This is a genomic window from Shewanella sp. MF05913 (genome assembly GCF_059758095.1).
In genome coordinates, this window is the sequence record NZ_JCAYNT010000024.1 from 18,261 (window position 1) to 44,456 (window position 26,196).

The window sequence follows — 26,196 nt, forward strand, 5'->3', positions numbered from 1 at the left end:
ACGTATCAGGCGTAATGATGTCACCCACAGCAATATTGAAATACAGCCAATTCGCATAAAAAATAACCCGTTAGTGGTAACGGGTTATGGTAAGCAGAGTCTCTGGCATTAAAATAAATGTCGTAGCCCTAGTTTGTTTCGGTTTCGCCGTAAATCACTAAACCTTTGCTCTTTATGCGTCGTTGCCACAATTTACGAGCCAGTGCCTGCATGTCTGGGGCAATGTCTTTTGAGTCAACAATCTCTAAACCTATTAAGGTTTCGATAATATCTTCAATGGTCACAATGCCTTCGCTTGAGCCATATTCGTCAACAACCAATGCCATTTTACTGTTACGTTTTATCATGGTTTGAAACAACGGCAGTACGCTTACCGACGACTGTAAAACCAATAAGTTTTTCACGTAGTCGCCGATGGCCGTTTGCGGCGACAAGCTGGCTTGTAAGATGATGTCATTACGATTGACGTAACCAATCACGTTGTCGCGATCATCTTGATAAACCGGAAATCGGGTAAAAGGGCTACTTAAATGATCGGCAATAAATTGTTGGTTGGTCATAGTTGTCGGTAATTTAAAAATAACCGTACGTGGCGTCATAATATGTGTGACTGACATGTCTTTCATGGCCAACATCTGAGTTAAAATTTGCGATTCTTGTTCGCTTAACTCGCCGCTGTCTTTTGCCAACTGGTTCATGGCGCTCAGCTCTTGTCGCATGTAAAGATTGTTATCGCCTTTGCCTAAAACGCCGGTCACTTTTTGCGACAACCATATTAACGGTAAAGTCAGCTTTTCCATCCAATATAGACATATCGACACCGTGGGCGCTAATTTACGCCAATGATTCGCCCCAATAATTTTAGGAATGATTTCAGACAAAAATAAAATTAAAAAGGTTAATACTGCGGAGAAAATACCCAACATTTCACTACCAAACACAATCGCGGCTTGAGCTCCGGCAACCGAGGCACCCATGGTGTGAGAGATAGTGTTGAGCGTCAGGATCGACACTAACGGTGAGTCAATATTCTGCTTTTGTTTATGCAATCTGGCAGCAACGTGGGGGTGATGTTCTTTTAGGTTTGCAATATAGCTTGGTGTAACCGACAGAAGCACGGCTTCAAAAATACTACATAAAAACGAAATGGATATAGCAAAAAACACGATAAACAGAAGGGTTGTCATACAGGGAAAGTAAACACTTCCTCATGGCAGGCCACATAGCCCAGCCGCAGGATATCACAAGCTTAGTTAATATAATCTGAATATATTTTGAGTATTTTATTTTAGTCAATTCGGGCGTTTAAGCCGGCTGCACGATTACAAGATTAAATATCATCACCTAAACCAGTAAAGGTGAGTATATTCCCAATTGACCTGACGGTGCTACTTCAGGGCTTTACCGTATGTTTAATACTCGACACGCTAATGTCGGTACCTTCTACGTTAGCGCAACAACGCTCTTGATTTAACCATCAAGGAAACACGATGAAACTCGCAAAGGGCTAGTTTTACATGCGCTTATGCAGTGGCTTTGGTTAATTTAGCTGACGTTGCAAAGAGAAAAGCTATTATCTGTAATCAATGCCTTGCCTACGCACGTGCAAATTCTTTTTGAAATCGAGCATCTTCAGGTTGATAGCGTGTAGATATACTGGCTAAAAGGCCATGCTACCTGTATAATTTGCCGCCCTGTTACAGGTTTTGGTGTTTTGAGGTTAGGCAGATGAGTGTAAAAAAAATCAATTTATTAGATCTTGATCGTAAAGGACTGCGAGCGTTGTTCAGCGAAATGGGTGAAAAACCGTTCCGCGCCGATCAATTAATGAAGTGGATTTATCACTTTGGCGTCAGCGACTTTGAAGAAATGAACAACATTAACAAAGTACTGCGAGGTAAGCTTGCGGCTAAATGTGAAATCGTTGCACCAGAAATTGCAAGTTTTCAAAAGTCGAATGATGGCACAATTAAATTTGCCATTAACGTTGGCCAGGGCCAAGAAGTTGAAACTGTCTATATTCCTGAAGAAGACCGCGCGACCTTATGCGTGTCATCTCAAGTGGGTTGTGCATTAGAATGTACATTCTGCTCTACGGGACAGCAAGGCTTTAACCGCAACTTAACCGTGTCTGAAATTGTCGGTCAAGTTTGGCGTGTCTCGCAGTTTTTAGGTTTTCATAAAGACACTGGCGACCGTCCAATCTCTAACGTTGTGATGATGGGCATGGGTGAGCCATTATTAAACCTCGCTAATGTCATTCCTGCAATGGATATTATGTTAGATGACTTTGGTTTCAGCTTATCAAAACGTCGCGTAACCCTATCGACTTCTGGCGTAGTCCCTGCGTTAGACAAACTTGGCGATGCTATTGATGTTGCATTAGCGGTGAGCATTCACGCGCCAAATGATGAGCTGCGTGATGTACTTGTGCCTGTAAACAAAAAGTATCCTTTACAAGAATTCTTAGCCGGTATTCGTCGTTATTTAGAGAAATCTAACGCGAACCGTGGCCGTGTGACCGTTGAGTATGTGATGCTAGACCATATCAATGATAGCACTGACCAAGCACATGAACTTGCTAAGTTAATGAAAGACACGCCATGTAAAATTAATTTAATCCCGTTCAATCCATACCCAGGTTCACCTTACGGGCGTTCATCTAATTCACGTATTGATCGCTTCTCTAAAGTATTGATGGAATACGGTTTTACCGTCATTGTACGTAAAACCCGTGGCGATGATATTGACGCTGCGTGCGGTCAATTAGCCGGTGATATTCGTGATAGAACAAAGCGTTTAGCAAAAAAACAAATGCAACAAAACCAGATTTCAGTCACAATGGATTAACTCTTTGTTTGCATAGATAATAGGCTTATAAATGAAGCATGGAATGCAAAAGATTTTAGTGATGACTGTAGTGGCGATATCGCTTGGCGGTTGTGTCACCGAGCGCACCTACAGTGGTACCGACATCCCAGTTGCCGAGCGTAAGTTTGACAAGGTTGGCGCTGCGCGTGAGCGTATGCAATTGGGGTTAACGTATTTAAATCGCGGTAACAGCGAGCAAGCAAAGTATAATTTAAATAAAGCAGTAGAATACGCGCCAGAAATGAGTGAAGTGCATGTATCCATGGCATATTACTATCAAGTAGTTGGAGATTTGGCTCGCACAGAAGAGTCATACCAACGCGCCATATCGCTTAGCGATGCGACTGGAGATGCACGTAATAATTTTGGGGTGTTTTTATGCCAGCAAAACAAATTCGCTGAGTCAGAAAAGATGTTTTTAGCCGCGATTAATACACCTAAATATACTCGTACAGCCTCAAGCTACGAAAATTTAGGGGTCTGCAGCCGAAAAGCGGGAAATAAAGAAAAAGCGCGACAGTATTTTAATATGGCGTTAAAGTATGATCAAAGAAGAAAAGTAACGTTATTAGAGTTAACCGAGTTAGCCATGGAAGATGCTGACTACGGCGATGCGCGCGAACAACTCGCAAGATACCATCGAGTTGTAAGTGAATCTGCAGAAAGTTTAGCCTTAGGGATCAAGATTGAGCAGGCGGCAAATAACGAAGAAGCCGTAAAACGATTTGGCATTTTATTAATTGCGAAGTTTCCTGCATCTCCACAAGCCAAAAATTATAGAGCTAACTTGAATTAATGACTAAAGAATTCGAAGTAGAACAAGACGCTGAAAAAGCGGCATTGTTAAAAAATGTTGTTACCGCTGGCGCTATATTAAAGGCAGCTCGTGAAGCAAAAGGGTTGTCTATCGAAGCCGTTGCAACACAATTGCATTTGCGTCCAAGAATTATCAGTGATATTGAACAAGACATTTTTGAAAATATCGCCTCAACAACTTATGTTAGAGGCTATATCAAGAATTATGCGCGTTTTGTTCACGCTGATATTAATGAGATACAACAATGCTTAAAGCATCAGTTGCCTGAAATTGTTCCACCGGCAATGCAAAGCTTTTCGCGAAAAACCACTCATCAAGCCCGTAATAGCCGACTTAATTTAGTCACTTACTTTATCATTACCGTATTGATCGCAATGCTGGTGATTTGGTGGGTTCAAAAGTCGTCTTTATTGACCGACGTAGATGTTTCACTGCCAACGGTAGAAGAAATTGCTGCCGACTCAGCCATGCCTGAGCCGCAACAAATTACTCGTAGCCTTAGTCAGCAGGATGTAGGCGCGCAAATTGCCGCTGAAAACGCTTTAGAGCAAGTACCTTCTACTGATAACGCAACGTCTTCAAACGTATTACCCGAGAGTGATGCTGTTATTGATGCTGCCAGTAATCTTAATTCAGCAAATCCGAGCGCAACACAAGCAACGACCTTGCCTGCAAGTACCTTAAATCCAACATCAACCAGTACCCTTAATCAGGCTAGCACTGCGTCGACTATCGATACCAATGCAAGTACTGCTATTGGCACTGGTGTTGAAGGTGTTCTCGCTATTGAGTTAAGCGGTGATTGCTGGATTAACGTAACCGATGCTAACGGTAAAGTGTTGGTTGATGGTGTCAAAACAGCTGCTAAGTTAGTTGAAGTCCGCGGTCTCAAACCTTTCAAAATCATACTGGGTGCACCACAGGTCGTCAGTATTAGTCTTGACGGAAGTAAAGTCAGCCTTGCTGAGTTTACCAACGGTCGAGTCGCAAGATTAACCCTGCCAAAAGCATAACGAGCTTTTGCATCAGTAGTAGAGCGTATTTGCATGTATAACGAATCCCCAATTATTCGCAGACCTTCCACTCGTATATACGTGGGCAATGTGCCTATTGGTGATGGTGCACCGATAGCTGTACAGTCGATGACCAATACAAAAACCACAGATGTAGCAGCAACTGTGGCGCAAATTAATGCATTAGAAAAAGTGGGTGCTGACATTGTGCGTGTGTCTGTGCCGACAATGGATGCTGCTGAAGCGTTTAAAATCATCAAGCAATCGGTCAATGTACCGTTAGTCGCTGATATTCACTTTGATTACCGTATCGCCTTAAAAGTGGCAGAATATGGCGTTGATTGTTTGCGGATTAATCCAGGTAACATTGGTAACGAAGAGCGTATTCGTAGTGTGGTTGAATGTGCTCGCGATAAAAACATTCCCATTCGAATCGGTGTAAATGGCGGTTCGCTTGAAAAAGATTTAATGGACAAATACCGCGAGCCAACGCCTGAGGCATTACTTGAATCCGCTATGCGTCACGTGGACATATTAGATCGTCTTAACTTTGACCAATTTAAAGTCAGTGTCAAAGCCTCTGATGTCTTTTTAGCCGTTGCCTCATACCGTTTACTGGCTAAACAAATTCGTCAACCATTGCATTTAGGTATTACCGAAGCGGGCGGAATGCGCTCTGGATCAGTAAAATCTGCAGTAGGTTTAGGCATGCTTTTAGCAGAAGGCATCGGTGATACTATTCGTATCTCATTGGCCGCCGATCCTGTTGAAGAAATCAAAGTCGGTTTTGATATTTTAAAATCACTGCGTATCCGTAGCCGCGGGATTAACTTTATTGCCTGCCCATCTTGCTCACGCCAAGAATTTGATGTGATTAGCACCGTTAACGAACTTGAGCGTCGTTTAGAAGATGTCACCACTGCAATGGACGTGTCTATTATTGGTTGCGTTGTAAACGGACCTGGTGAAGCATTGGTGTCGCACATTGGCTTAACGGGTGGTCATGCTAAAAGTGGCTATTACGATGATGGTGTGCGCCAAAAAGAGCGCTTCGATAACAACAGTATTGTTGATGGTTTAGAAGCCAAAATTCGTGCAAAAGCGGCGATGATGGCTAATCGTATTGAGATTGCCGACAAAACAGAATAATTCTCTAACTTGTTAAAGGTAGTAACTACCTTAACGAGTCAATTTACATTTTATTAGTGCAAACTAATTTCGAAATTGGACAAGTAACAGTGGCAAAGCAAATCCAAGCAATTCGCGGAATGAACGATATTCTGCCTACTCAAAGCCCAATTTGGCAAAAAGTCGAAGCGGTATTACGTTCATCAGTAAGCGCATTTGGTTATAGCGAAATTCGTACGCCTATCGTTGAAAGTACCGATCTTTTCAAACGTTCTATTGGTGAAGTGACTGATATCGTCGAAAAAGAAATGTACACCTTTGAAGACCGTAATGGCGACAGTTTAACACTACGTCCAGAAGGCACTGCTTCAACAGTGCGTGCTGGCAATGAACACGGTTTACTGTACAACCAAGAGCAACGCTTATGGTACATGGGACCGATGTTCCGTCATGAACGTCCTCAAAAAGGTCGTTACCGTCAATTCCACCAATTTGGTGTTGAAGTCTACGGTATTGGCAGTGCTGATATTGATGCTGAAGTATTAATGTTGTCTGCCCGTTTATGGGATCAGTTAGGTATTAAAGATCATGTTGCCTTAGAGCTTAATACGCTTGGTGATCCGGCTGAACGTGCTGCTTATCGTGACGCTTTGATTGCCTTTTTAGAGCAACATAAAGATAAGTTAGACGAAGACAGTCAACGCCGTATGTATTCAAATCCATTACGAGTGCTAGACAGTAAAGATGCACAAGTGCAGGCTATTTTAGCTGACGCACCCGCGTTAATGGACTACTTAGGTGATGACACCAAAACACATTTTTCAACTTTATGTGAACTCTTAGACGCTGTTGGCATCCAATACACCATCAATCCGCGTCTCGTACGCGGTTTAGATTACTATAACCGCACGGTATTTGAGTGGGTAACCTCGAGCTTAGGTTCGCAAGGTACAGTGTTGGCGGGCGGTCGTTATGACGGTTTAGTCGGACAGCTTGGCGGTAAAGATACGCCAGCAGTGGGTTTTGCTATGGGATTAGAGCGCATTGTATTGTTGCTTGAAACTCTTGAACTAACCAATGATATTGCAGCTGAAGTTGATGTATATGTCACAGCGATGGGCGACAATTGCTTAGTTGAAGCAATTAAAGTTGCTGCAGAGTTGCGTCAACAGTTACCAACGCTTAAAGTCATGAGTCATTGCGGTGGTGGCAACTTTAAAAAGCAGATGAAGCGCGCAGATAAAAGCGGTGCTCAATATGCGTTAATTATTGGCGAAAACGAAATTGCCAATAATCAGGTTGCTATTAAACCATTACGAAACAACAACGAACAACAATTAGTCGCCCGTGATGAACTGGTAACTAAAATTGCAGAACTGATTTAAAAGGGGAAGTGCACGTGGAAATTTATAGCACAGAAGAACAACAAGTAGATGCTATCAAGCAGTTCTGGAAAGATTACGGTACCTCAATTGCAGTAGGTGCTGTGGTAGGCCTTGGCGGCCTATATGGTTGGAACACTTATTCAGACATGAAAGTCGAGTCAGCAGAGCAAGCTTCTGAGACGTTTCAAGCTATTGCTGAGCAATCAACTAATCCTGCAGCGTTTTTAACTCAAGCAGAAGCGTTTACTGCTGAGCATGACCAAGCGGGTTATCAAGCACTGCTTGAATTAATGGTTGCCAAAGCAGCGGTTGACGCGGGCGATTTAGCTAAAGCGGAAACGGCATTCACTAAAGTGATTGCCGCACAACCAGGCTCAGGCTTAGGTATGGTCGCAACCATCCGTTTAGCACGTGTACAAGCTGAACAAAATAACTTAGGTGTGGCATTAGCCACGCTTGAGCAAGTGACCGATCAAGCGTTTGCTTCACAGCGTGAAGAATTAAAAGGCGACTTTTTAGTGCGTCAAGGTGATTTGGATAAAGCCAAGTTAGCTTATCAAGCAGCGGTAGATAATGGCGGCGCATTAGCCAGTCCTGCGCTGACAATGAAACTAGACAATCTAAATAAGGCATAAGGAATTTAGCCAATGAAGTCGTGGTGTAGAAATCTACTTGCCGTTGGGCTAAGTGTTGCTTTTTTATCAGCTTGCTCTTCAAGTGATGTTGAAGAAGAGCCTGTCAGTGAATTAGTTGATATTCAAGCAACCGTGTTTCCAGAAATTAGTTGGGACACCAGTGTAGGCAACGGCGTTGGCGATTATTACTCGCAGCTTCGCCCTACCGTCCGTTATGGAAAATTATTTGTTGCTGATCGTAGTGGCGTTGTTGTTGCTTTTGATGAAGTCACTGGCGAAGAATTATGGACGCAAAACTTTAACGATGAGTTTGAGCAGAAGCTTAAAACTAAAACCAACGGTATTCGCTTAGCCGCGGGTGTAACCGCTGCACGTAAAAAAGTGTTTGTGGGTGGCGAAACCGGTTTATTAGTGGCGTTAGATGAAGCCACTGGCGAAGTATTATGGTCTGCCCAAGCTAACGGTGAATTACTGTCAGCGCCAACGGTGGCCGAAGACGTTGTAGCGGTAAATACTGCTAAAGGCGCGTTTGAAGGTTTTAATCTTGAAACGGGTGAAAAGCTTTGGACGTACGAAAGTCAGCTACCCAACTTAACATTACGTGGTACCTCTTCAGCAGCTTATGAAGCTGGTGGATTCTTTGTCGGTACAGCTGACGGCAAAGTGGCAGTTGTTGTTAAAAATAACGGCCAAGCCGCATGGGAACAACCGGTTTTTAGTCCAAGCGGTGGTAACGAGTTTACTCGTATGGCTGATGTGGATATGACTCCGTTAATCCTTGGCGAAAACTTATATGTTGCTAGCTATAACGGCAACCTAGTGTCAATGGAATTACGCAGTGGCCGTATTATTTGGTCGCGTAAATACTCAAGCTTTAATGAACTTGCTGAAGCTGGTTTAAGCTTGTATTTAGTGGATGACCATAGCCGTATTTATTCAGTCGATCGCCGTAATGGTTTAGAGCTTTGGAGCAATTCAACGCTTAAAAATCGCGAATTAACAGCAGCAGCGGTTGTTGAAGGTTATATCGTGGTTGGCGACTTAGAAGGCTATTTACATTTCATCGACCGTAGCAGTGGTGATGTTGTCGGCCGTATACAAGTCGACAGTGACGGTTTATACGCTCAGCCACTTGTGGTTGACGACAAAATCTATGTTCAAGGTCGCAGTGGTAAAGTCTCCATTGTCACCTTGAGCAAACAAGAAATGAAAGTTGAAGAAGATACCGACGCGAGTGCTGAATAAGTCCTAGGACCATTTCAGTATTAATTAAGGTATAATGTCTTCACTAGAGCCCCTGGAAGTGTTCCGGGGGCTTTTTATTGAAAAGTTTTTTAGAGGCAAAATCATGATCCCTGTAGTGGCCCTTGTGGGGCGACCAAACGTCGGTAAATCGACATTATTTAATCGTCTTACACGTACTCGTGATGCGTTAGTAGCGGATTTTCCTGGCTTAACACGTGACCGTAAATACGGCCGTGCTTTCTTAGCTGGGTACGAGTTTATCGTTGTTGATACCGGCGGTATTGATGGCTCCGAAGAAGGGATCGAAACAAAAATGGCTGAACAGTCATTAGCGGCGATTGAAGAAGCGGATGTCGTATTATTTATGACAGACGCGCGCGCTGGTATGACGGCTGCTGATTTAGCAATTGCTCAGCATTTACGTAGTCGCGATAAAGTGACCTTTGTTGTGGCCAATAAAGTTGATGGTATTGATGCTGATTCTGCTTGTGCTGAGTTTTGGTCTCTAGGTCTAGGCGAAGTCTACCAAATGGCTGCTGCGCAAGGCCGTGGTGTGACCAACATGATTGATTACGCACTAACACCTTATGCTGAGGCTATGGGCATTGTTCGTGAATTAGACGAGGAAGGCGAGCAAGTAGAGCGTGAATATACTGAAGAAGAAGCTGAAGCAGAGCAAACTCGTCTTCAGAATTTGCCGATTAAGCTTGCTATTATTGGTAAGCCTAACGTGGGTAAGTCAACGCTAATTAACCGTATTTTAGGTGAAGAACGTGTTGTGGTTTATGACGAACCAGGCACCACGCGTGACAGTATTTACATTCCTATGTCGCGTGAAGGTCGTGAATACGTATTGATTGACACAGCAGGTGTTCGTCGTCGTAGCAAAGTACATGAAGTTATCGAGAAGTTCTCGGTGATTAAAACCTTGAAAGCGGTTGAAGATGCTAACGTTGTACTGTTAGTTATCGATGCCCGTGAAGGGATTGCAGAACAAGATCTGGGTTTATTAGGCTTTACCTTAAACGCGGGTCGCGCTTTGGTTATTGCGATAAACAAGTGGGACGGTATTGATCAAAAGATTAAAGATCGCGTTAAAAGTGAATTAGATCGCCGCTTAGGCTTTATCGATTTTGCCCGTATTCACTTTATTTCTGCATTACACGGTACCGGTGTTGGCCATTTGTATGAGTCAATCGAAGAAGCTTACGACAGTGCCACGCGCCGCGTAAGTACTTCAATGTTGACGCGTATTATGCAAATGTCGCAAGATGATCACCAGCCACCATTGGTTAATGGTCGTCGTGTGAAACTGAAGTATGCTCACGCTGGTGGTTATAACCCACCGATTGTTGTGGTACACGGTAACCAGGTCAGCAAGCTGCCTGACTCGTACAAGCGTTATATGATGAACTATTTCCGTCGTTCATTAAAAGTGGTTGGTACGCCAATCCAATTACGTTTCCATGAAGGTTCTAACCCGTTTGAAGGCAGAACTGAAAAGTTAACCTTAGGACAAGAGCGTCGTCGTAAGCGTGCAATGACACATATTCGTGACCGTAAAAAATAACGGTTACAGATAACAAAAGCCTGACTTGTTCAGGCTTTTTTGTGGCTGGAATATTAAAAGCGTAAGGTAGAGGTATATGCAGCAGCAAATAGTGGGTTATCACCAAGATGAAGAGCGTCATTGGGTTGCGCAGTTAGTATGTGGCCATTTTCAACATGTGCGCCATGACCCACCCTGGACCGTTAGAGAGTGGGTCACTACCGATCTTGGTCGTCAACAACACTTAGGCGAGCTGCTTAGCTGTAAAAAATGTGACCGTGAAGAACCTGTAGATGCTATTTGAGAGTATTCGTTTTCGACTGTCTACAGCTCAACAGGTAACCGGCAATATACAGGCAGATAACACTGTCCATTGCCATGGATAACCAAAAGCCATTAGTAAAAGGTTGGCTTGAATAACCTATAACTAAACTGACAAAAAATAGTTTTTCAATTAACGCCACCCAAAACACTGGGATAATCCAGTGATTACGAAATATCGCAATAAAAAAGCTGCACCCCATCATCAATACTAAAAAGCCCCAATGCTGGATAAATATCGTGTCGCTGGCAATATAGGGTAATTGGTTTAGCTGCGCTAAAGCCCATCGAGGCGCTAATGTATATAACCCTCCCAAAGAGGTACCCAAGCCGGCAATGAATAATGCAAGTGTTTGGGTTCGTTTAAAAAACTCAGTCATGAGGAAGTCCTATTTATAAATCGTTTTATGCTGCGCCCACAATTAGATCTTATTGCACTTAATAGAATTGGTATAAAACTATAAACCGTAAGTGATTGTTAAGGTTATAACGTAATAATGGCGTGGTTATCTTAATCTATCGAGGTTTGTATGCGTACTCAAGTTCATTTTCCGTTACTTCATCGTCTGTTGCATTGGGGATTAGCCTTGACCATGATGGTGATGTTACTCACTGTGTTGTTACGCTTAGGATGGATGGAGAAAAATCATATGGCGGCGGTGATTACACAGGGCTTAGCCAAAATTGATGTGCTGATCACCGACAAGCAAGCCGTTAGCATTGCAAAAGGGATCCGTGGTGTGATGTTTAAATGGCATATTTACTTTGGCTATGCGGTAAGCGTATTTGTTGTTGCTCGTTTTGCATACATGGCTAAATTTGGCCTGCATTATCCATCGGCATTCAGCGCTCAGGCTACCACGAAGCAAAAATTTCAAGCATGGGTGTATTGGTTATTTTATGCCGGCGTCGCCATGTCAGTGAGCACTGGGTTATTACTTGAATTTGGTCCAGAGCCCATAGAGCAACAAGTCGAAACTATTCATAAACTCGCATTGTGGTATTTTATCCCATTTATCAGTTTGCATTTAGCGGGTATTTTGCTGGCAGAAGCCGGTCATGATAAAGGTTTAGTCTCTAAAATGATTGGTGGTTAATCAATCTGATGTGATGGTCTGCTCCCATTGCTTCTCCTACTGCTTCTCCTACTGCTTCTCCCATTGTTGCATCGATGTGCCTGATTGAACTGGTGACAAACAATCAAAATGGCAGAAGACCAACATGGTGATTACAACAATAGGGTTAGAGAGGTTAAATAGCTCACGACACAATGTCTTGAGCTATTTTTGTGAGTGCAGTTTATTGCTTAAGTAAACCTTAAGATTGGTCATCTAGTGTGTTATTCATCTAGTCATTAGGCGAAAATATAATGCCAAAGAAGTTATTTTCACTCTCCTCAAACATCACCGCGACTTTACTGAGCCTTGCACTTGGTTTCAGTACCGCGGTCATTGCAGCTCCTTCATTAGATCACACTGTGTTAGATGCTAAAGCTCAACCTGTCAGCCTAAAGCAATATGCAGGTAAAGTGGTATACGTCGATTTTTGGGCGTCATGGTGTGGGCCGTGTCGTAAGTCATTCCCCTGGATGAATGCCATGCAAGCTAAATATCAGCAACAGGGATTAGAGGTTGTGGCCATTAACCTTGATGTTGACACTGCATTAGCTCATGAGTTTTTATCTAAAATACCTGCCACATTTAATCTGACGTTTAATCCTGAAGGTGATGTTGCCAAAGCATTTGATTTACAAGGAATGCCCAGCAGCTTTTTGTTTAATCGCCAAGGCGAATTAGTGCAAACGCATATGGGCTTTTTTGAAGAGAACATTTCTGCCTACGAGCAAGAAATCCAAACATTATTACAGGAGTAAACTCATGACTAACGTGTTTAAACCCTTTTGCAAAACGGTCGTGGCGTTAGCCATTGCCAGCAGTCTTGTGGGATGCTCAAGTTTAGGTGTTCAACCTTGGGAAAAAGATCAATTTGCCCGTAAAGACATGGCATTAAACAGCGAGAAACTCGATTTATCTTTAGATGATCATATTTATTTCAGTAAAGAAGGCACCAGTGGCGGTCGTTCATTGGCGGGCGGAGGTTGTGGATGCAACTAACATCAAAACAGAGCATTGCCAGCGCCTTAGCCATTGCAAGTTGTAGTTTAATTGGCCAAGCCAATGCAGCCGAAACTGTGCCAGCTAATGATGACTGGAAAGTGGATGCTGCCATTATGTATTATGGCGAGCAAGAGCGTGTACAAGCTGTAGAGGCCATTGGTAATGTGCAAAAAGCGTTTGGTGACACCTCGTTACTAGACATGAAGGTGGTAGTCGACAGTTTAACGGGCTCATCTGCATCGGGCGCTGTGGCTCAAGGTGAAAGCCAGACGTTTACACGTCCATCTGGTAAAGGCGAGTACACTGTTGGCGCAGGTGATACTCCACTTGATGATACTTTCCACGATACGCGAGTTCAGTTAAGTGCTAACTGGCAAGAAGTGTTTAATCAAGATTGGACTGGTAACGTCGGCGTATATGGCTCAAAAGAGTTTGACTACTTATCGATGGGATTAAACGCTGGCCTTGAACGTAGCTTTAATAAAAACAATACCACCCTGGCGTTATCGGGTGCTTTTACACAAGATGTGGTCGATCCTGTAGGTGGCCGCCCTGTTGCCTTTAGTGAGATGGTTTATCGGGCTAACTACAACAGTGACGCAGAGTACCAAGCGGCGTTTGATCAAACTCGTTTAAGTGGCGATGATACCAAGCAAACATCGGATGTCATGTTGGGTGTCACTCAAATTCTTAATCGCAATTGGTTAATGCAGGCAAACTATGGCCTGTCTAGTGTGTCTGGCTATATGAACGACCCGTATAAAATTTTGAGTGAAGTCGATAGCAATGGGATTACTCAAGGGTATCGCTACGAGAATAGACCTGATTCACGTTTAAAGCACAGCGTGTATGTGATGACAAAAGGTGCATTAGATTCTGGCGTGGTTGATTTTTCTTATCGCTATAGTACCGATGATTGGGACATTACCTCGCACACCTTGGAAACGCATTATCGCTATTACTTTAGTCCGAGTTTTTATGGGCAGTTACACTTACGTTATTACCAACAACAAGCGGCGGAGTTTTATCAACCTTTCTTAATGATGGGCGATACCCTACCAGACTATGCCAGCGCCGATTATCGCATTGGCGATATGACAGCTTATACCATCGGGCTTAAGTTTGGGCAGCGTTTATCTGGCGGTCATGAGATGACTTATCGTCTTGAGTATTATCAGCAAAATCCTGAAAACAACGGCACTGACATTCCGGGGCAGTTACAAAACTATGATTTGTTCCCATCAGTAAAAGCGATTGTTGCTCAAGTGAGTTATTCATTTTAAACAGGCTTTACCTCAAAGCTGACAGACTTGGCCATTATTGCAAGAGTGATAATGGTCAAGTCTATACCCAATCAACTTGAAGATGCTCGATTTCAACAACAATTAACACGCGTTTAGGCAAGGCATTGTTTATTGGTAACGGCAATCTAAGATAGAAGTATATTCAAGATGCTGAATCTATTATCAATTACTGGCTATTGGTATTAAGATAATGTTATGCAGCCAACAGAGAGTGCTATGCCAGCCAATTTATCACGTTCTGAAACTAACACAGTCAGTGACATCAGCTTACAGCCGCGTAAATGGGGTTTTTTAGGCTCATTTAAGGCAATGGCAAGTCCTTGTGAAGTGCTGATGGCCGTTAATGATGAGCGCGTAGCCATGCAAATGCTACAGATGGCTTACCAGGAAGCTAAACGGATTGAGCAAAAGTTCAGCCGTTTTATTGAAGACAATCTCATTTGGCAGATAAATCATGCTCACGGTACAGCGATCCCCGTTGATGCTGAGACCTTGCATTTATTGCATTTTGCCCAGCAATGTTATCAATTGAGTGACGGTGCATTTGATATCAGTGCATGCCCACTTATGGTGTTGTGGCGTTTTGATGGCCAGCAAGAAATCCCTCATCAACATGATATTAAGCAAACCTTACAACATGTCGGCTTAAACAATATCACTATCACGCAAACCCATATTCATATTCCTGTCGGGATGAGTATCGATTTTGGTGGTATCGGTAAAGAGTATGCGGTAGACAAAGCGGCTCAAATGATTGCGCAGCGCTGGCCTCATCATTCAGTGCTGGTTAATTTTGGCGGTGATATTGCCTGTCCGATCACCAAAAGCGATGGCTGGCAGGTGGGAATTGAAAACCCGCAAAAATTAGATAATGCCGCAGCACTCTTAACCATTCGTCAAGGTGCGCTAGCCACCAGCGGTACGACTCGCCGTTATATTGAGGTGGATGGAAAACGTTATGGCCACATTATTAATCCCACAACGGGTTATCCTATTGAGCAGGCGCCTTTGTCTGTCACCGTGCTTGCACCTAATTGTGTGATGGCGGGAATGTTAGCCACCATGGCGATGTTAAAAGGATCAGAGGCTGAAGCCTTTTTACAGCAACAAGGTGTCGACTTTAAGGTATTTCGAGGGTAAAAAATATGCGTGTATTACTGATTGAAGATAATAAATTACTCGCCCAAGGCGTGGTAATGAGTTTGGCTAAGGAAGGCATTCAAGTTGATCATTTATCATCGTTTAAGCAGGCGCAAGTGGCACTCAACAACGAAGATTTTAGCGCGATTATTCTTGATTTAGGCTTACCCGATGGCGACGGTGCCGAGTTGTTAAAACAATGGCGCCGAAGTGGTGTGTCTTTACCGATTATCGTGCTCACAGCGAATACTGACTTTGATACTCGCTTGGCTTGTTTAGATATAGGTGCAGATGATTACCTCAGTAAACCTTTTGATGTTAGAGAATTAATTGCACGGCTACGAGCCATTATTCGACGCCAACATGGTTTAGACAATAACCAATTTAGCTACGGCGCACTCGACATAGATTTTACTCGTTGTGAAGTGCATTTTCGAGGTGAATTAGTGTCATTGTCACGCCGTGAGTATCAGTTAATACTGGAGTTTGCTCAATCAGCAGGACGGGTATTAACCCGCAGTCAACTCGAACAATTAACTTATGGTTGGGACGAGGTCGGCAGTAATTCGATTGAGGTGCACATACATCATTTACGTAAAAAAATGGCCACTGAATTAATTAAAACGGTACGGGGCATCGGCTATATCTTGACTGAGACGCTGTAGGGTGGTGCTATCGACTATCGATTGTGCATAAGTGATTAGTCAACCTTCGTGACTATTTTTAAAGGATGTTATGTTCTCATTACGATTATTATTTAGCGTGTTGATGTTGCTCGGCATTGTACTTACAGTCACGTTTTCGAGTGTATTAAGTTCTCGCGATGCCATGCATGAAGTTGAAGAGCTATTTGATGCGCAAATGGTGCAAACGGCAAAAATGCTTGAGCAGTTTTATGTTAATCAACTCACGGAAAAACAGCTTGCCCAGTTGGTAAAACGACCTATATTATTTCATGTTGATGATTCCAATATCGAAACCTTTGCCGAACAAGCCAACCCGATATCCCTATCTTATGAACACAAACTGTCTTTTCAACTCTTGTCGACTACCGGGCAATTACTTGCCTATTCAGACAGTTCTGGTGAGCAAACGTTAACCCAGTTCACTCAAGGTTATGATACGCGCAGCATCAATGGCAATTTATGGCATGTGTACAGTTATTTTTCAGCGGCTCATCAAGTGTGGATTGTTACGGCACAACGGCATGATGTGCGCCAGGAGTTAGTGTCGTTAATTGTGAGTAATACCTGGCGAACCCCATTGATTATCACTCCCATTATGATGTTTTTTATGTTGTTGTTTATTTATTTTCTGTTTAAACCGCTTAAGTTATTAGAGCGTCATTTAGATAAGCGTCCCGCTCAAGATCTCACGCCAATTAACTTCACCTTACCAACGGAGTTAGCGTCTGTGCAAAAAGCGCTTAACAGTTATTTGTTGCGTATTGCCGATACCATAGTGCGTGAACGTCGATTTAGTGCCGATGCCGCTCACGAGCTTAAAACCCCATTAGCGATTATTAAGTTACACAGCGATGGCTTAAATGATGTGTTGTCAGCTCAGCATCAAAACGTTCAGCAAATGACATTGCCTTACATTGATGCCATTGGTGAAGGGGTGAATAGGATAAATCATACGGTTGAGCAGTTGCTGCTGTTATCGCGGGTTGATGCCATTGAGGCGCTAAATCGCTCAGACTGTAAACTGCAAAATAGTATTGATAATGTGGTCAATCAGTTATTACATGTCATAGCTGATTATGAATGGCATATTGATATTCCCGCCGGAATGACCATTAACGCAGACCCATTTTATCTTGAATTAGTATTAAAAAATATTATTGAGAACGCTTGTAAATACAGCCCAGTAGAGTCGCTAATTACGATTCGAGCGACTCCGCATGGTGTGCAAACGTTGATAGAGGTAATCGATCAAGGACGTGGCATGTCTAGTGATGAAATCAGCTTAGCGAAAAACCGCTTTTATCGCGTGGATGAAAATACCTCGCAAGGCGCAGGGCTTGGCTTATCCATTTGCCAGCATATTATTAGTTTACATCACGGCGAGTTACATTTTACTCAAGTTGAGCCACACGGGCTCAAGGTCAGTATTATCGTGTAGCCTAAATTTTGAATGTCATTGAAACATTGAATACAAAAAAGATGAGCGGCCTATAGCAACTCATCTTTTTCGTTTTATTACCGTCTTTCTCGTGATGGTTTAATGTCTCGTGAATGACTCGATTGGCGTGCTGAGTTGTCACGTTGTTGACTCATTGCTCGCGACGCTTGTTGTGGCTCACTTCGGCGCTGCGTCTTGACCTCTTGTTGTTGGCTGCGCATCGGTTTAGCTTGTGGTTCACGAACCTTTTCTACTCGGATATTATGCTGTGCTTGTTGTACTTGCTGAGCACGTGGTTGATTAATAGCATTAGCCACGGGTTTAACTTCATTTCTCGCCTTGATATTGACTACGTCACGTTGGCGGCTCACCGGTTCTCTGTCGCGGCTGTAAGTTGATTTCATTGGCTCACTTTTACGTTCAAACGATTTTACCTGCGATGTAGGTTGACGTTGCTGGCTAAGTTCACGTTTTAGCTGCGTACTTCTATGTTCAGCAGCTTCATTACGGCTCACATTTTTCACGCGAGTGTGCTCATTACGTTTGTCTTGTTTATTACTTTGGTTAATGTGCTTACGTTGCTCGCTCACCTTAATTGAATCATTTCGCGACGTAACACGGCGCGGCTCATTAGCGAGTTGACGCTTTGGCTCGTGCGAGTAACTCACTGGCTTATTTCGTTTTTCATAGTGACCGTTATAGCGTTTGCTGATCACCTGACTGCGATAAGCCACACCTTTACGGTGCTTAGGTTTGTGCTGCCAATGTTGTGCACCATGGCTGTAGCTTATTTTACGTGGTGTGTAGTAGCGGTAGTTTTTATGTACAGGTACGGCTATTACACGGCGGTCATGCCAGTGAAAACCACTGAAGAAAAAGTTAAAGCTAATGCGTACACCGCTGTCCCAAAAAATAGCATGATGGTTAGGGCGATAGTTGACATAGGCTGGCGCATGCCAATATACCGGTGGGTAACGGTTCCAGCGCCAATTGCCATACACAATACGGCTGTCGTAATACGGTACATAGACAATTTCAGGACGCACAGACTCAATAATAATGCGGCGTTCAACACGCGATACCTTTACCTGTTCAAGATCTGCCAGGTTATTGGCTTCGTCAGCTTGCTGTCTCAATGCCTGAATGGTATCGAGCATTCGGCCTTCGTCTTGCAAAAAGGCATCGCCAAGGTTTTGCGTCCAAACCAAATCATTATTTAAACGCTCGAGTACATTAGGAAAAGCCACTAATGCTTTAACGCTTGGGTCCCAATCTTGAGACTCGACTTCTGCCATAATTTGATTGGTGTCGCGATTACCTTGATTGGCTAACCAGCGCTTAGCTTGCACAATCTCAAGCGGGTAGGTTGAGGCAATCAAAATATGGGTTAGTAAACTGTCTGGATATAGCGCAATAGGCGCGAGCATTTGCGCAAGTTCAGCGTCACTCACCACATCATCAGCTGCATTGTATGAATATGATTCAGTTGGCTGCGCGGCTTGCACACTCGCTAATGGCATACAAACCAAAGCTAACGCCAGTAGCGCTTTAGCGGGTGTTTGAATGGCTTTTTTCATGTTATCTCCAGTGTCATTGATGACTGTTATGTTCATCATAGCGAGCTGAAGATGAACATAAGCTGAAAGTGAACTAAAGGGTATATACCCAAACAACTTGAAGATACGTGTTTCAGAGCTTCACCGTGTTTTCAATACTAGGCGCGTTAATGTAGGTACCTTATAAATTAGCGCAACAACGCTCTTGATTTAATAATCAGGGAAACACGGTGAAACTCCCAAAGGGCAAGTTTTACACGCGTTTATGCTGCGTTATTGATTTTGGAAAGGGAACAACCATTACCCGCAATCAATGCCTTGCCTAAACGCGTGTAAATTCTTGCTGAAATCGAGCATCTTCAGGTTGTTTGGGTATAAAAAAGGGCGATGATTTTTATCTAGGCTGCAGCACTTTATTAATGGGTAAATTCGAACTCAAATTTGGCACCGCCTAAAGACGTCGACTCAGCTACCGTTAATGTGCCGTGGTAGCTGTCAACTAAGTCGCGCACAATGGCGAGGCCGATACCATGGCCTTGTTCGTAAGTGTCGGCGCGCATACCACGTTCAAATATTTGCTGTTGCTTGTCTTTAGGCACTCCAGCACCATCATCTTCAATGCTTATCAGTAAGCTATTGGCTAATTGCTTAACGCTCAATAACACATGGCTATTGGCTGCTTTGCAGGCATTGTCTAATACGTTTCCGAGCATTTCAGTTAAGTCAGACTCATCACCTTTAAAGCGAGCTTCAGCATCACCTTGATAATCAATGGTCAAGGTTTGATGTTGATAGATTTTCCCCAAGGTACGCACCAAACGAGTGGCAATATCATCAACATTCACCCCAAGATGCCAGCCAGTTCCTGCTGCACTTTGCGCTCGCTTTAACTGATACGCCACAATTTGATTAATACGATTAATTTGCTCTAGCGAAGCGTCATTTAAATTCGCCTGAGTTTGCATTACGGCGAGAGGCGTTTTTAAACTGTGGGCTAAATCGGCCAGGGCGTTACGGTAACGTTTTCGCTGATTTTGTTCTGTTTGCAATAAGGTATTAAGCTGTTTTGCTACTTTTTGCAGTTCAATGGGATATTGGGTGCTCAGCTGCATCGACTTACCTTGTTCTACTGCACTGAGTTCTTGACTGAATTGGCCTAAGGGTTTGAGGGTCCATAATAACCAACTTAATTGCACGCTAAATAACAGCGCCATTAATATCAATAACCAGGTCCACAATGTTTTTGAAAATTGGCTAATTTGTTGTTGGTATTCTTGCTGGTTTTTAATGATGTGCAGCGTCATGGTAAAAGGCTGTTCGCTGGTGGCAAAGCTGACACTGAAACTGTAGATCAATTGCGGTTTATCGTTAATGAGAATGCTGGCGTAACTGTTTCGACCCGTTGCAGGCTTTGGTAAGTTTATGGGGGTGTTTAAGCCTAAAAACGAATTTGAGGTCCACAGTAATTGATTGTCTTTGGTGGTGATCAGTGCATATAGCCCAGAGCCAATGACATTGAATTGGTTTTCGAGCAGGTGCTCAGGCATAAGTAATTCATCATTTTCCACTTCGGCCATGGCTAATACGGAATAAACATAGGCTTTTAACTGGTTTTTTGCCGCCACATTAATTTGGGTTTCAAAGGCGTTGTTAACGGTAATGCCAATAATGGGCAGCAATACTAAAATAAGCAGTAATGCACTGACCACAATGCGGACTTTAAGCGAGCCTAATAACTTATTCATGTTGCCCTAATTGGCGTAAACGATAACCCTGGCCGCGCAGTGTTTCGATGAGCTGGTATTGATTGTCTGGGTCGAGCTTTTTACGCAAGCGACGAATAAACACTTCAATAACGTTAGAGTCGAGATCAAAATCTTGATCGTAAATATGTTCAATCAAACTGCTTTTAGAATGTACCGACCCGGGATGCAGCATAAGGTATTCAAATAACTTGTATTCTGAACCGCTTAAATTAACCACCTGCTGATGCATTTTAATTTCAAGGCTGCGAGTATTAATACTAAAAGGCCCATTTTGAATGACTGGGCTGGCTTTACCGGCTGAGCGGCGGATCAAAGCATTAATTCTTGCGACTAACTCTTCAAGTTGAAACGGCTTACTTAAATAGTCATCCGCACCGGCATCAAGGCCAATCACTTTGTCTTGCCAGCTATCACGGGCGGTTAAAATGATAATGGGGTAACTGATATTTTGCTCGCGCAATTGGCTAATGAGCGACAGTCCATCGAGTTTGGGTAACCCGACATCAATAATCGCCACATCGTACTGGTATTCCTGGGCCTGGAATAATCCTTCTTCGCCATCTGAGGCGACATCGACCGTGTATTGAGCCTCAATAAGGTATTGCTTAATATTTGCTTGCAGGGCTAAGTCATCTTCGACCAGTAATAATCTCATGAGTTAGTTCCTTGATACTGAACCATTAGTGGCGTCGACAGACACATAAAATATGACGCCATCGTTGGTGAGGAGTTTCACGCGATAACCAGGATGACCATTTACACTGCTAGATTGTACTTTTAACACCTTGCCTGAATAGCTGCGCTTAGCAATTTGTATGGCTTGCTGTGCACTGTTGACCACAAGGTTATTGCCTTGGCGATTATCTTTAGGGCCAGGCACAAGCGCGAATGGAGTTGCTGAATTTAATGATAAAACAAGCGAAGCGCCAGCAAAGCTGGGTGATGAAATCACTAACATTAAGCCTAAAAGAGTGGCTTTGAGCTTGAACATACGCTGCATAGTGTTAATCCTATTTACCTCATTGTTCTTAGTGTAAAAGATCCTTTTCTATATAGAAACATCTACTTAAAAAATTGCGCTAGCAGTTGATGTTAATACGTGTTGTTGGGCAAGTATACCGATATGCAGATGAACACTAACTGAATGACAGATTGATAATCTTGGTTTGATTAACCGTTTGGTAATGTTCAGCTTGTGTTCATTTTGAGTGGGTTTTAATGACCGCAACATTTAAGGTTGTGAGGAATCACCATGAACCAGCATTCAAATAACATAATCAACACTACATCATCGTTTAATACCGTCAAATTAGGATTAAGCTTATGTGTTGCATGTGCCTTAGGGTTAAGTTCTGCCACTGTATACAGTGCTGAAAAAAGTATCAGTCAAGTGAGCGGTGCAATAAGTCAGGCAAGACAATTAGAGACGCCGGCCACTTCTGACAATAATGCCGAAACACGAGTGGCGCAGTTGCATCAACAAGCAAGCTTATTAACGGGCAGTGCGCAAACCAGCCCCAAAGTCACACGTGAACAACGTATGGCGGTACATCAAAAAGCCGCAGCGACCCAAGCCAGCCAGCAGCAACGTGCCTTGGCTCAGCAAAACCAGGTGATTTATTATGATTTTTCTTTCTATGACGCCCAGTCGAGATTATTTGAAGATTACGATTACGACGGGTTTTATCAGACCTTTAGCGTGACCTTTGATGCCGATATCAACAGCAGTGGTGGTGATGTGCAAGCTGATGTATTTGCAGAATTATATTTAAGTCAAAATGGTGGTCCGTGGATCCATTATTACTCAACTGACGTATTTACGCTTAATGCAGATTCAAGCTTTGACGATTACGAAGTGCTAACGACGTTAGCGAACGGTTATCAAACCGATCATTATGACGTGTTAATCGATCTTTATGAGCTCGGTTATGCCGATCCTGTTGCCACAATTAGCAGTGATGATGTGGATGCATTGTATGCCCTGCCACTTGAAAGTAGCGACCGAGATGCGGTGTATGTTGAAGAGGTCTATATCGAAGAGGTTCATGCTGGCGCATTGTCATGGTTAAGTTTTAGCTTGCTCGGCGTTTTTGCATGGTTCCGTCGCAGTTTTATGAACAAAAAATAACGTAATGATTGGTTGTGCATCAGGTAAACTTGCATTTTTATGATGTCGCCATTTTTCGTTTTCATCAATTTTTCGTTTTCATCAAGAATTTTTATTATTATCAAAAATGAGTTGTCAACCTTTGCTTGGGATAACCTTTTATCTCATCTTTTCCCCGGGCAAGGTCTTTAGGAGAGAGTATGTTAGTTAAGTTAAACACATCGTTGTTATGCAGTTCTTTAGTGGGTACAGCATTGTTGCTGTCAGGTTGTCAATTACCTAACCCTTACACTGGCGAGTCTGAAAATGCTAAAGCAACGAATGGCGCAATTATTGGTGCTATTGGCGGCGCTGCCATTGGTGTGGCCTCTGCAAGCAAAAAAGATCGCGGTAAAGGTGCACTGATTGGTGCTGCATCGGGTGCTGCGGTAGGCGGTGGTATTGGTTATTACATGGACGTACAAGAAGCGAAATTGCGTAAGCAGTTACAGTCTACTGGCGTCAGCGTGACTCGTAGTGGTGATAATATTATCCTTAACATGCCAAACGAAGTGACATTTGCCGTTGATCAAACGGTGTTAAGTGAACGCGCTAAGTCAGTTTTAAACAGCGTAGTGCTAGTGGCAAAAGAATATGACGACACGCGCTTAAACGTGATTGGTTATACCGACAGCTCAGGCTCAGACTCTTACAACTTACGTTTATCGCAAGTGCGAGCCAGTGAAGTGGCTCAATACATCACGAGCCAAAACGTAAATGGTTCACGCGTGTCATCAACCGGTATGGGCGAAGCAAGTCCTATTGCGAGCAATAATACTGCCGAAGGCCGTGCGCAAAATCGTCGTGTTGAAATTGTATTAACACCGATTGGTAAGTAACAGCCTCACATCGTTGAGTAACGAATGAGTAAGTTAATTTACGACTTAAATGAAAGCCATCGAAAGATGGCTTTTTTGCTATCTATATTATCGCAGTTAAAGTTTAAGTTTCTGAAACAAATGAAAATATTGAAGCTAATACTTCTTATATGTCCCAGGGTAAACCGCATTATAAAGCGATTTAAAGAAAATCAAAGCTATCCCAAATAAGCTGAATAAAAAGAATAAATACCCACGGCTATTGAAATCCCGTATTTTTGATTTCATGTCTCGATAACTGAGTAATGTGCTTTGATCTAATACCAGCTGATGAATAAGTCCATCTTGATGCCAAATCGATATTTGTGAGCCAGGCGTTAATGTTGCGGCAATCTTATTGCATGTTGAGGCGGGTAAGTTTGGGGCTAAAAATATTTCAGGATAAATTGAAACCACGACATCATAATACTCATCAATTTTACCTGTCTCCTCATCTTCCACTGTATCTTTACGACATGTTGCTTGATCGAGCACAGCAGTGTATTGATGAAGTTTACTGAAGTCGGTTACCCAATACTTTGATGCAATAAACGTAAACGCAATGATATTGGATAATACATACAGCACCAGAAAAGTGATGCGCAATATTTTGTGGGTTTGAGTAAACTCGATAATCAGCTCCCGATGATCCCAGAAGCCGACATGATCGATCACGCTACTTTTTTCAACTTTGAGTTGGCCATTTTGTTTGCGGCGAGCTATTTCATCACATAATTGCTGATATCTTCCAGGAAATACTTGCTGATTAATCCGATATCGAGCATGTAACAGTTCAGCATTTTTGTATTTACGGTAATTAATTTTCTTCAAGCTAGTTCCTTTAGCGAATGCATATTTTCCTTGGCATTATATAGCGGATTATTTTAACGATATTTTGGTCACAGTCGAAGTGACACTTCCTTGTTTTAATCGAGTATGAATCACATCACCTTTATTCAATAGTTCGGCATTTTCGACAACCTTTTTATTCGCGCTAGTGATTGAATAGCCTCGGCTCAATGTGGCCAGTGGGCTAACAGTATCAAGCTTATGGGCTGCTTGAGCTACGCGCAATGAGGCCTGCTTAAAGTAGTCGGTGCTGGCGTCGTTAAATCGCTCCGTGAGGTACTGCAAGCGTTGTGTTTCAAGCGTTAAGGTATTGACTGGCGATCGCTGTTGTAAGCGATTGTTCAGTTGCTGGTGGCGCAACGTTAAACGGCTGAGTTTGTGTTGTAAGGCATGCTCTAAGCGCATCTGCATTTCATCAAAACGCTGTTCAAATTGTTGCAGTTTTCGCTGCGGCTCATGGCGCTGAAGCTGGTGGGTTAATTGGGTTAAGCGACCATTTTGCTGCAACTGATAATGCTTCATGCTTTGTTGTAATCGGGCTAACAGTAATATCAGCTTTTCAGCTTTGTTACCTTTGTCTTTAGACAATAGCTCGGCGCCAGCAGAAGGTGTTGGTGCGCGCACATCGGCAACATAATCGCTTATAGTGGTGTCTATTTCATGGCCGACAGCACTAATTACCGGCAGGGCACTGTTATAAATAGCATGAGCTAGGTGTTCACTGTTAAAACACCATAAATCTTCTAACGAGCCGCCGCCACGAGTCAATAGTAATACATCCACTTCAAGACGTTGATTTGCCGTAGCAATGGCTTGGCAAATTAATTGGCTCGCGGCTGCACCTTGCACTTGGGTTGGGTAAACTATCACTTCGATAGATGGGTCGCGTCTGGCTAATACGTGCAATATGTCTCGAAGCGCTGCGCCAGTGGCAGAGGTAATCACGCCAATGCGTTGAATATTGCTTGGAATAGGGCGCTTTGTTTCTGTGGCAAATAAACCTTCTGCAGCTAATTTAAGCTTTAATGCTTCAAATTCTTGTGCTAACAAGCCGTCGCCAGCAGGTAACATTGACTCGAGTAGCAATTGATAGTCGCCACGAGGCTCGTAAACGCTGATAGCGCCTTTAACTAAGACTTGTTGACCATTGACAGGTTTAAAGCGTACCGATTGATTACGGCCTTTAAACATCGCACAGCGAATTTGTGATTGGCTGTCTTTTAAAGTGAGATACCAATGGCCAGAACTTGGCGAGGAAAAGTTTGAAATTTCACCATTTAACCAGATTTTACCTATTTGACCTTCAAGAATATGCCTCACTTCGCCGTTTAATTGCGAAACGGTGTAAACATTGTTTTTTGTGGCACTCATGA

Annotated in this window: 26 protein-coding genes; 18 read left to right on the forward strand and 8 right to left on the reverse strand. The window is 43.1% G+C overall.

Translation table 11 applies throughout. From position 1 onward, the window contains the following. Window positions 1-128 precede the first annotated feature (128 nt). Window positions 129-1,187, reverse strand: a complete 1,059-nt coding sequence (locus AC19MV_RS20060) for a CNNM domain-containing protein (RefSeq protein ID WP_432398909.1) — start codon at window positions 1,185-1,187, stop codon at window positions 129-131. A 541-nt stretch (window positions 1,188-1,728) separates the two neighbouring features. Here AC19MV_RS20060 and rlmN point away from each other — a divergent pair. The 9 genes from rlmN to AC19MV_RS20105 all read left to right on the forward strand — a co-directional run bounded on the left by rlmN (window position 1,729) and on the right by AC19MV_RS20105 (window position 10,947). Continuing rightward, on the forward strand, window positions 1,729-2,850 hold the full coding sequence (gene rlmN, locus AC19MV_RS20065; RefSeq protein ID WP_432398908.1) for a dual-specificity RNA methyltransferase RlmN: 1,122 nt from the start codon (window positions 1,729-1,731) through the stop codon (window positions 2,848-2,850). Window positions 2,851-2,881: 31 nt separating this feature from the next. Then, a complete protein-coding gene (pilW, locus tag AC19MV_RS20070) occupies window positions 2,882-3,667 on the forward strand; it encodes a type IV pilus biogenesis/stability protein PilW (RefSeq protein ID WP_432398907.1) in 786 nt (261 codons plus the stop codon). After that, on the forward strand, window positions 3,667-4,701 hold the full coding sequence (locus AC19MV_RS20075; protein ID WP_498309741.1) for a RodZ domain-containing protein: 1,035 nt from the start codon (window positions 3,667-3,669) through the stop codon (window positions 4,699-4,701). Before pilW ends, AC19MV_RS20075 begins: the two co-directional genes overlap by 1 nt. 33 nt (window positions 4,702-4,734) lie before the next feature. After that, window positions 4,735-5,850, forward strand: coding sequence for a flavodoxin-dependent (E)-4-hydroxy-3-methylbut-2-enyl-diphosphate synthase (gene ispG, locus AC19MV_RS20080; RefSeq protein WP_432398905.1), 1,116 nt, complete (start codon window positions 4,735-4,737; stop codon window positions 5,848-5,850). An 89-nt stretch (window positions 5,851-5,939) separates the two neighbouring features. After that, window positions 5,940-7,214 (forward strand): histidine--tRNA ligase, encoded by a 1,275-nt coding sequence (hisS, locus tag AC19MV_RS20085; protein WP_498309742.1) that lies wholly within the window; start codon window positions 5,940-5,942, stop codon window positions 7,212-7,214. 14 nt (window positions 7,215-7,228) lie between these two features. Further along, window positions 7,229-7,849: a tetratricopeptide repeat protein gene (locus AC19MV_RS20090; RefSeq protein WP_498309743.1), complete on the forward strand. Its 621-nt coding sequence runs from the start codon at window positions 7,229-7,231 to the stop codon at window positions 7,847-7,849. 12 nt (window positions 7,850-7,861) lie between these two features. Continuing rightward, window positions 7,862-9,094: an outer membrane protein assembly factor BamB gene (gene bamB / locus AC19MV_RS20095; protein ID WP_498309744.1), complete on the forward strand. Its 1,233-nt coding sequence runs from the start codon at window positions 7,862-7,864 to the stop codon at window positions 9,092-9,094. Window positions 9,095-9,197: 103 nt separating this feature from the next. Then, window positions 9,198-10,664 (forward strand): ribosome biogenesis GTPase Der, encoded by a 1,467-nt coding sequence (der, locus tag AC19MV_RS20100; protein ID WP_432398901.1) that lies wholly within the window; start codon window positions 9,198-9,200, stop codon window positions 10,662-10,664. Between the two features lie 76 nt (window positions 10,665-10,740). Then, complete coding sequence (locus tag AC19MV_RS20105; protein WP_498309745.1) at window positions 10,741-10,947, forward strand: DUF3565 domain-containing protein; 207 nt, start codon at window positions 10,741-10,743, stop codon at window positions 10,945-10,947. Here the strand turns inward: AC19MV_RS20105 and AC19MV_RS20110 are convergent. Further along, the gene (locus AC19MV_RS20110; RefSeq protein WP_498309746.1) at window positions 10,940-11,344 is read right to left on the reverse strand and encodes a hypothetical protein; all 405 of its coding nucleotides are present in this window, start codon (window positions 11,342-11,344) and stop codon (window positions 10,940-10,942) included. The two genes, AC19MV_RS20105 and AC19MV_RS20110, sit on opposite strands and share 8 nt — an antisense overlap. 150 nt (window positions 11,345-11,494) lie before the next feature. Between AC19MV_RS20110 and AC19MV_RS20115 the strand changes: the two genes are divergently transcribed. The 7 genes from AC19MV_RS20115 to AC19MV_RS20145 all read left to right on the forward strand — a co-directional run bounded on the left by AC19MV_RS20115 (window position 11,495) and on the right by AC19MV_RS20145 (window position 17,649). Then, entirely contained in the window at window positions 11,495-12,061 is a 567-nt protein-coding gene (locus tag AC19MV_RS20115; RefSeq protein ID WP_498309747.1) for a cytochrome b/b6 domain-containing protein, read from the forward strand. Between the two features lie 272 nt (window positions 12,062-12,333). After that, window positions 12,334-12,837 carry a TlpA family protein disulfide reductase gene (locus AC19MV_RS20120; protein ID WP_498309748.1) on the forward strand — a complete coding sequence of 168 codons (504 nt, stop codon included), beginning with the start codon at window positions 12,334-12,336 and terminating at the stop codon, window positions 12,835-12,837. Window positions 12,838-12,841: 4 nt separating this feature from the next. Then, a complete protein-coding gene (locus AC19MV_RS20125; protein WP_160053756.1) occupies window positions 12,842-13,078 on the forward strand; it encodes a DUF4266 domain-containing protein in 237 nt (78 codons plus the stop codon). Beyond that, a complete protein-coding gene (locus AC19MV_RS20130; protein ID WP_498309749.1) occupies window positions 13,069-14,364 on the forward strand; it encodes a DUF3570 domain-containing protein in 1,296 nt (431 codons plus the stop codon). Before AC19MV_RS20125 ends, AC19MV_RS20130 begins: the two co-directional genes overlap by 10 nt. Window positions 14,365-14,694: 330 nt before the next feature. Beyond that, a complete protein-coding gene (locus AC19MV_RS20135) occupies window positions 14,695-15,525 on the forward strand; it encodes an FAD:protein FMN transferase (RefSeq protein WP_498309775.1) in 831 nt (276 codons plus the stop codon). Window positions 15,526-15,530: 5 nt separating this feature from the next. Then, window positions 15,531-16,190 carry a response regulator gene (locus tag AC19MV_RS20140; RefSeq protein ID WP_498309750.1) on the forward strand — a complete coding sequence of 220 codons (660 nt, stop codon included), beginning with the start codon at window positions 15,531-15,533 and terminating at the stop codon, window positions 16,188-16,190. 70 nt (window positions 16,191-16,260) lie between these two features. Beyond that, the gene (locus tag AC19MV_RS20145) at window positions 16,261-17,649 is read left to right on the forward strand and encodes an ATP-binding protein (RefSeq protein ID WP_498309751.1); all 1,389 of its coding nucleotides are present in this window, start codon (window positions 16,261-16,263) and stop codon (window positions 17,647-17,649) included. A 77-nt stretch (window positions 17,650-17,726) separates the two neighbouring features. Here the strand turns inward: AC19MV_RS20145 and AC19MV_RS20150 are convergent, their stop codons facing one another. From AC19MV_RS20150 to AC19MV_RS20165, 4 genes are all read right to left on the reverse strand, one after another. Then, window positions 17,727-19,226 carry a DUF3300 domain-containing protein gene (locus tag AC19MV_RS20150; protein ID WP_498309752.1) on the reverse strand — a complete coding sequence of 500 codons (1,500 nt, stop codon included), beginning with the start codon at window positions 19,224-19,226 and terminating at the stop codon, window positions 17,727-17,729. A 395-nt stretch (window positions 19,227-19,621) separates the two neighbouring features. Then, on the reverse strand, window positions 19,622-20,950 hold the full coding sequence (locus tag AC19MV_RS20155) for an ATP-binding protein (RefSeq protein ID WP_498309753.1): 1,329 nt from the start codon (window positions 20,948-20,950) through the stop codon (window positions 19,622-19,624). Further along, window positions 20,943-21,626: a response regulator transcription factor gene (locus AC19MV_RS20160; protein ID WP_160053762.1), complete on the reverse strand. Its 684-nt coding sequence runs from the start codon at window positions 21,624-21,626 to the stop codon at window positions 20,943-20,945. Before AC19MV_RS20160 ends, AC19MV_RS20155 begins: the two co-directional genes overlap by 8 nt. Before the next feature lie 3 nt (window positions 21,627-21,629). After that, window positions 21,630-21,971, reverse strand: a complete 342-nt coding sequence (locus AC19MV_RS20165) for a PepSY domain-containing protein (protein ID WP_498309754.1) — start codon at window positions 21,969-21,971, stop codon at window positions 21,630-21,632. A gap of 252 nt (window positions 21,972-22,223) precedes the next feature. Between AC19MV_RS20165 and AC19MV_RS20170 the strand changes: the two genes are divergently transcribed. Both AC19MV_RS20170 and AC19MV_RS20175 read left to right on the forward strand, forming a co-directional pair. Next, entirely contained in the window at window positions 22,224-23,099 is an 876-nt protein-coding gene (locus tag AC19MV_RS20170; RefSeq protein WP_498309755.1) for a choice-of-anchor H family protein, read from the forward strand. Window positions 23,100-23,278: 179 nt separating this feature from the next. After that, window positions 23,279-23,956, forward strand: coding sequence for a YiaD family glycine zipper/OmpA-like lipoprotein (locus AC19MV_RS20175; protein WP_498309756.1), 678 nt, complete (start codon window positions 23,279-23,281; stop codon window positions 23,954-23,956). A gap of 135 nt (window positions 23,957-24,091) precedes the next feature. Here AC19MV_RS20175 and AC19MV_RS20180 read toward each other — a convergent pair whose 3' ends face one another. Then, the gene (locus AC19MV_RS20180) at window positions 24,092-24,805 is read right to left on the reverse strand and encodes a hypothetical protein (RefSeq protein WP_498309757.1); all 714 of its coding nucleotides are present in this window, start codon (window positions 24,803-24,805) and stop codon (window positions 24,092-24,094) included. A 48-nt stretch (window positions 24,806-24,853) separates the two neighbouring features. Continuing rightward, window positions 24,854-26,194 carry an exodeoxyribonuclease VII large subunit gene (xseA, locus tag AC19MV_RS20185; protein WP_498309758.1) on the reverse strand — a complete coding sequence of 447 codons (1,341 nt, stop codon included), beginning with the start codon at window positions 26,192-26,194 and terminating at the stop codon, window positions 24,854-24,856. Between the last annotated feature and the right edge of the window lie 2 nt (window positions 26,195-26,196).

What these genes read in the sequence shown, in the direction of transcription:
- AC19MV_RS20060 (WP_432398909.1), bottom strand. Translation starts at nt 1,187, where the DNA reads ATGACAACCCTTCTGTTTATCGTGTTTTTTGCTATATCCATTTCGTTT.
- rlmN (WP_432398908.1), top strand. Translation starts at nt 1,729, where the DNA reads ATGAGTGTAAAAAAAATCAATTTATTAGATCTTGATCGTAAAGGACTG.
- pilW (WP_432398907.1), top strand. Translation starts at nt 2,882, where the DNA reads ATGAAGCATGGAATGCAAAAGATTTTAGTGATGACTGTAGTGGCGATA.
- AC19MV_RS20075 (WP_498309741.1), top strand. Translation starts at nt 3,667, where the DNA reads ATGACTAAAGAATTCGAAGTAGAACAAGACGCTGAAAAAGCGGCATTG.
- ispG (WP_432398905.1), top strand. Translation starts at nt 4,735, where the DNA reads ATGTATAACGAATCCCCAATTATTCGCAGACCTTCCACTCGTATATAC.
- bamB (WP_498309744.1), top strand. Translation starts at nt 7,862, where the DNA reads ATGAAGTCGTGGTGTAGAAATCTACTTGCCGTTGGGCTAAGTGTTGCT.
- der (WP_432398901.1), top strand. Translation starts at nt 9,198, where the DNA reads ATGATCCCTGTAGTGGCCCTTGTGGGGCGACCAAACGTCGGTAAATCG.
- AC19MV_RS20105 (WP_498309745.1), top strand. Translation starts at nt 10,741, where the DNA reads ATGCAGCAGCAAATAGTGGGTTATCACCAAGATGAAGAGCGTCATTGG.
- AC19MV_RS20110 (WP_498309746.1), bottom strand. Translation starts at nt 11,344, where the DNA reads ATGACTGAGTTTTTTAAACGAACCCAAACACTTGCATTATTCATTGCC.
- AC19MV_RS20115 (WP_498309747.1), top strand. Translation starts at nt 11,495, where the DNA reads ATGCGTACTCAAGTTCATTTTCCGTTACTTCATCGTCTGTTGCATTGG.
- AC19MV_RS20120 (WP_498309748.1), top strand. Translation starts at nt 12,334, where the DNA reads ATGCCAAAGAAGTTATTTTCACTCTCCTCAAACATCACCGCGACTTTA.
- AC19MV_RS20125 (WP_160053756.1), top strand. Translation starts at nt 12,842, where the DNA reads ATGACTAACGTGTTTAAACCCTTTTGCAAAACGGTCGTGGCGTTAGCC.
- AC19MV_RS20130 (WP_498309749.1), top strand. Translation starts at nt 13,069, where the DNA reads ATGCAACTAACATCAAAACAGAGCATTGCCAGCGCCTTAGCCATTGCA.
- AC19MV_RS20135 (WP_498309775.1), top strand. Translation starts at nt 14,695, where the DNA reads ATGGCAAGTCCTTGTGAAGTGCTGATGGCCGTTAATGATGAGCGCGTA.
- AC19MV_RS20140 (WP_498309750.1), top strand. Translation starts at nt 15,531, where the DNA reads ATGCGTGTATTACTGATTGAAGATAATAAATTACTCGCCCAAGGCGTG.
- AC19MV_RS20145 (WP_498309751.1), top strand. Translation starts at nt 16,261, where the DNA reads ATGTTCTCATTACGATTATTATTTAGCGTGTTGATGTTGCTCGGCATT.
- AC19MV_RS20150 (WP_498309752.1), bottom strand. Translation starts at nt 19,226, where the DNA reads ATGAAAAAAGCCATTCAAACACCCGCTAAAGCGCTACTGGCGTTAGCT.
- AC19MV_RS20155 (WP_498309753.1), bottom strand. Translation starts at nt 20,950, where the DNA reads ATGAATAAGTTATTAGGCTCGCTTAAAGTCCGCATTGTGGTCAGTGCA.
- AC19MV_RS20160 (WP_160053762.1), bottom strand. Translation starts at nt 21,626, where the DNA reads ATGAGATTATTACTGGTCGAAGATGACTTAGCCCTGCAAGCAAATATT.
- AC19MV_RS20165 (WP_498309754.1), bottom strand. Translation starts at nt 21,971, where the DNA reads ATGCAGCGTATGTTCAAGCTCAAAGCCACTCTTTTAGGCTTAATGTTA.
- AC19MV_RS20170 (WP_498309755.1), top strand. Translation starts at nt 22,224, where the DNA reads ATGAACCAGCATTCAAATAACATAATCAACACTACATCATCGTTTAAT.
- AC19MV_RS20175 (WP_498309756.1), top strand. Translation starts at nt 23,279, where the DNA reads ATGTTAGTTAAGTTAAACACATCGTTGTTATGCAGTTCTTTAGTGGGT.
- xseA (WP_498309758.1), bottom strand. Translation starts at nt 26,194, where the DNA reads ATGAGTGCCACAAAAAACAATGTTTACACCGTTTCGCAATTAAACGGC.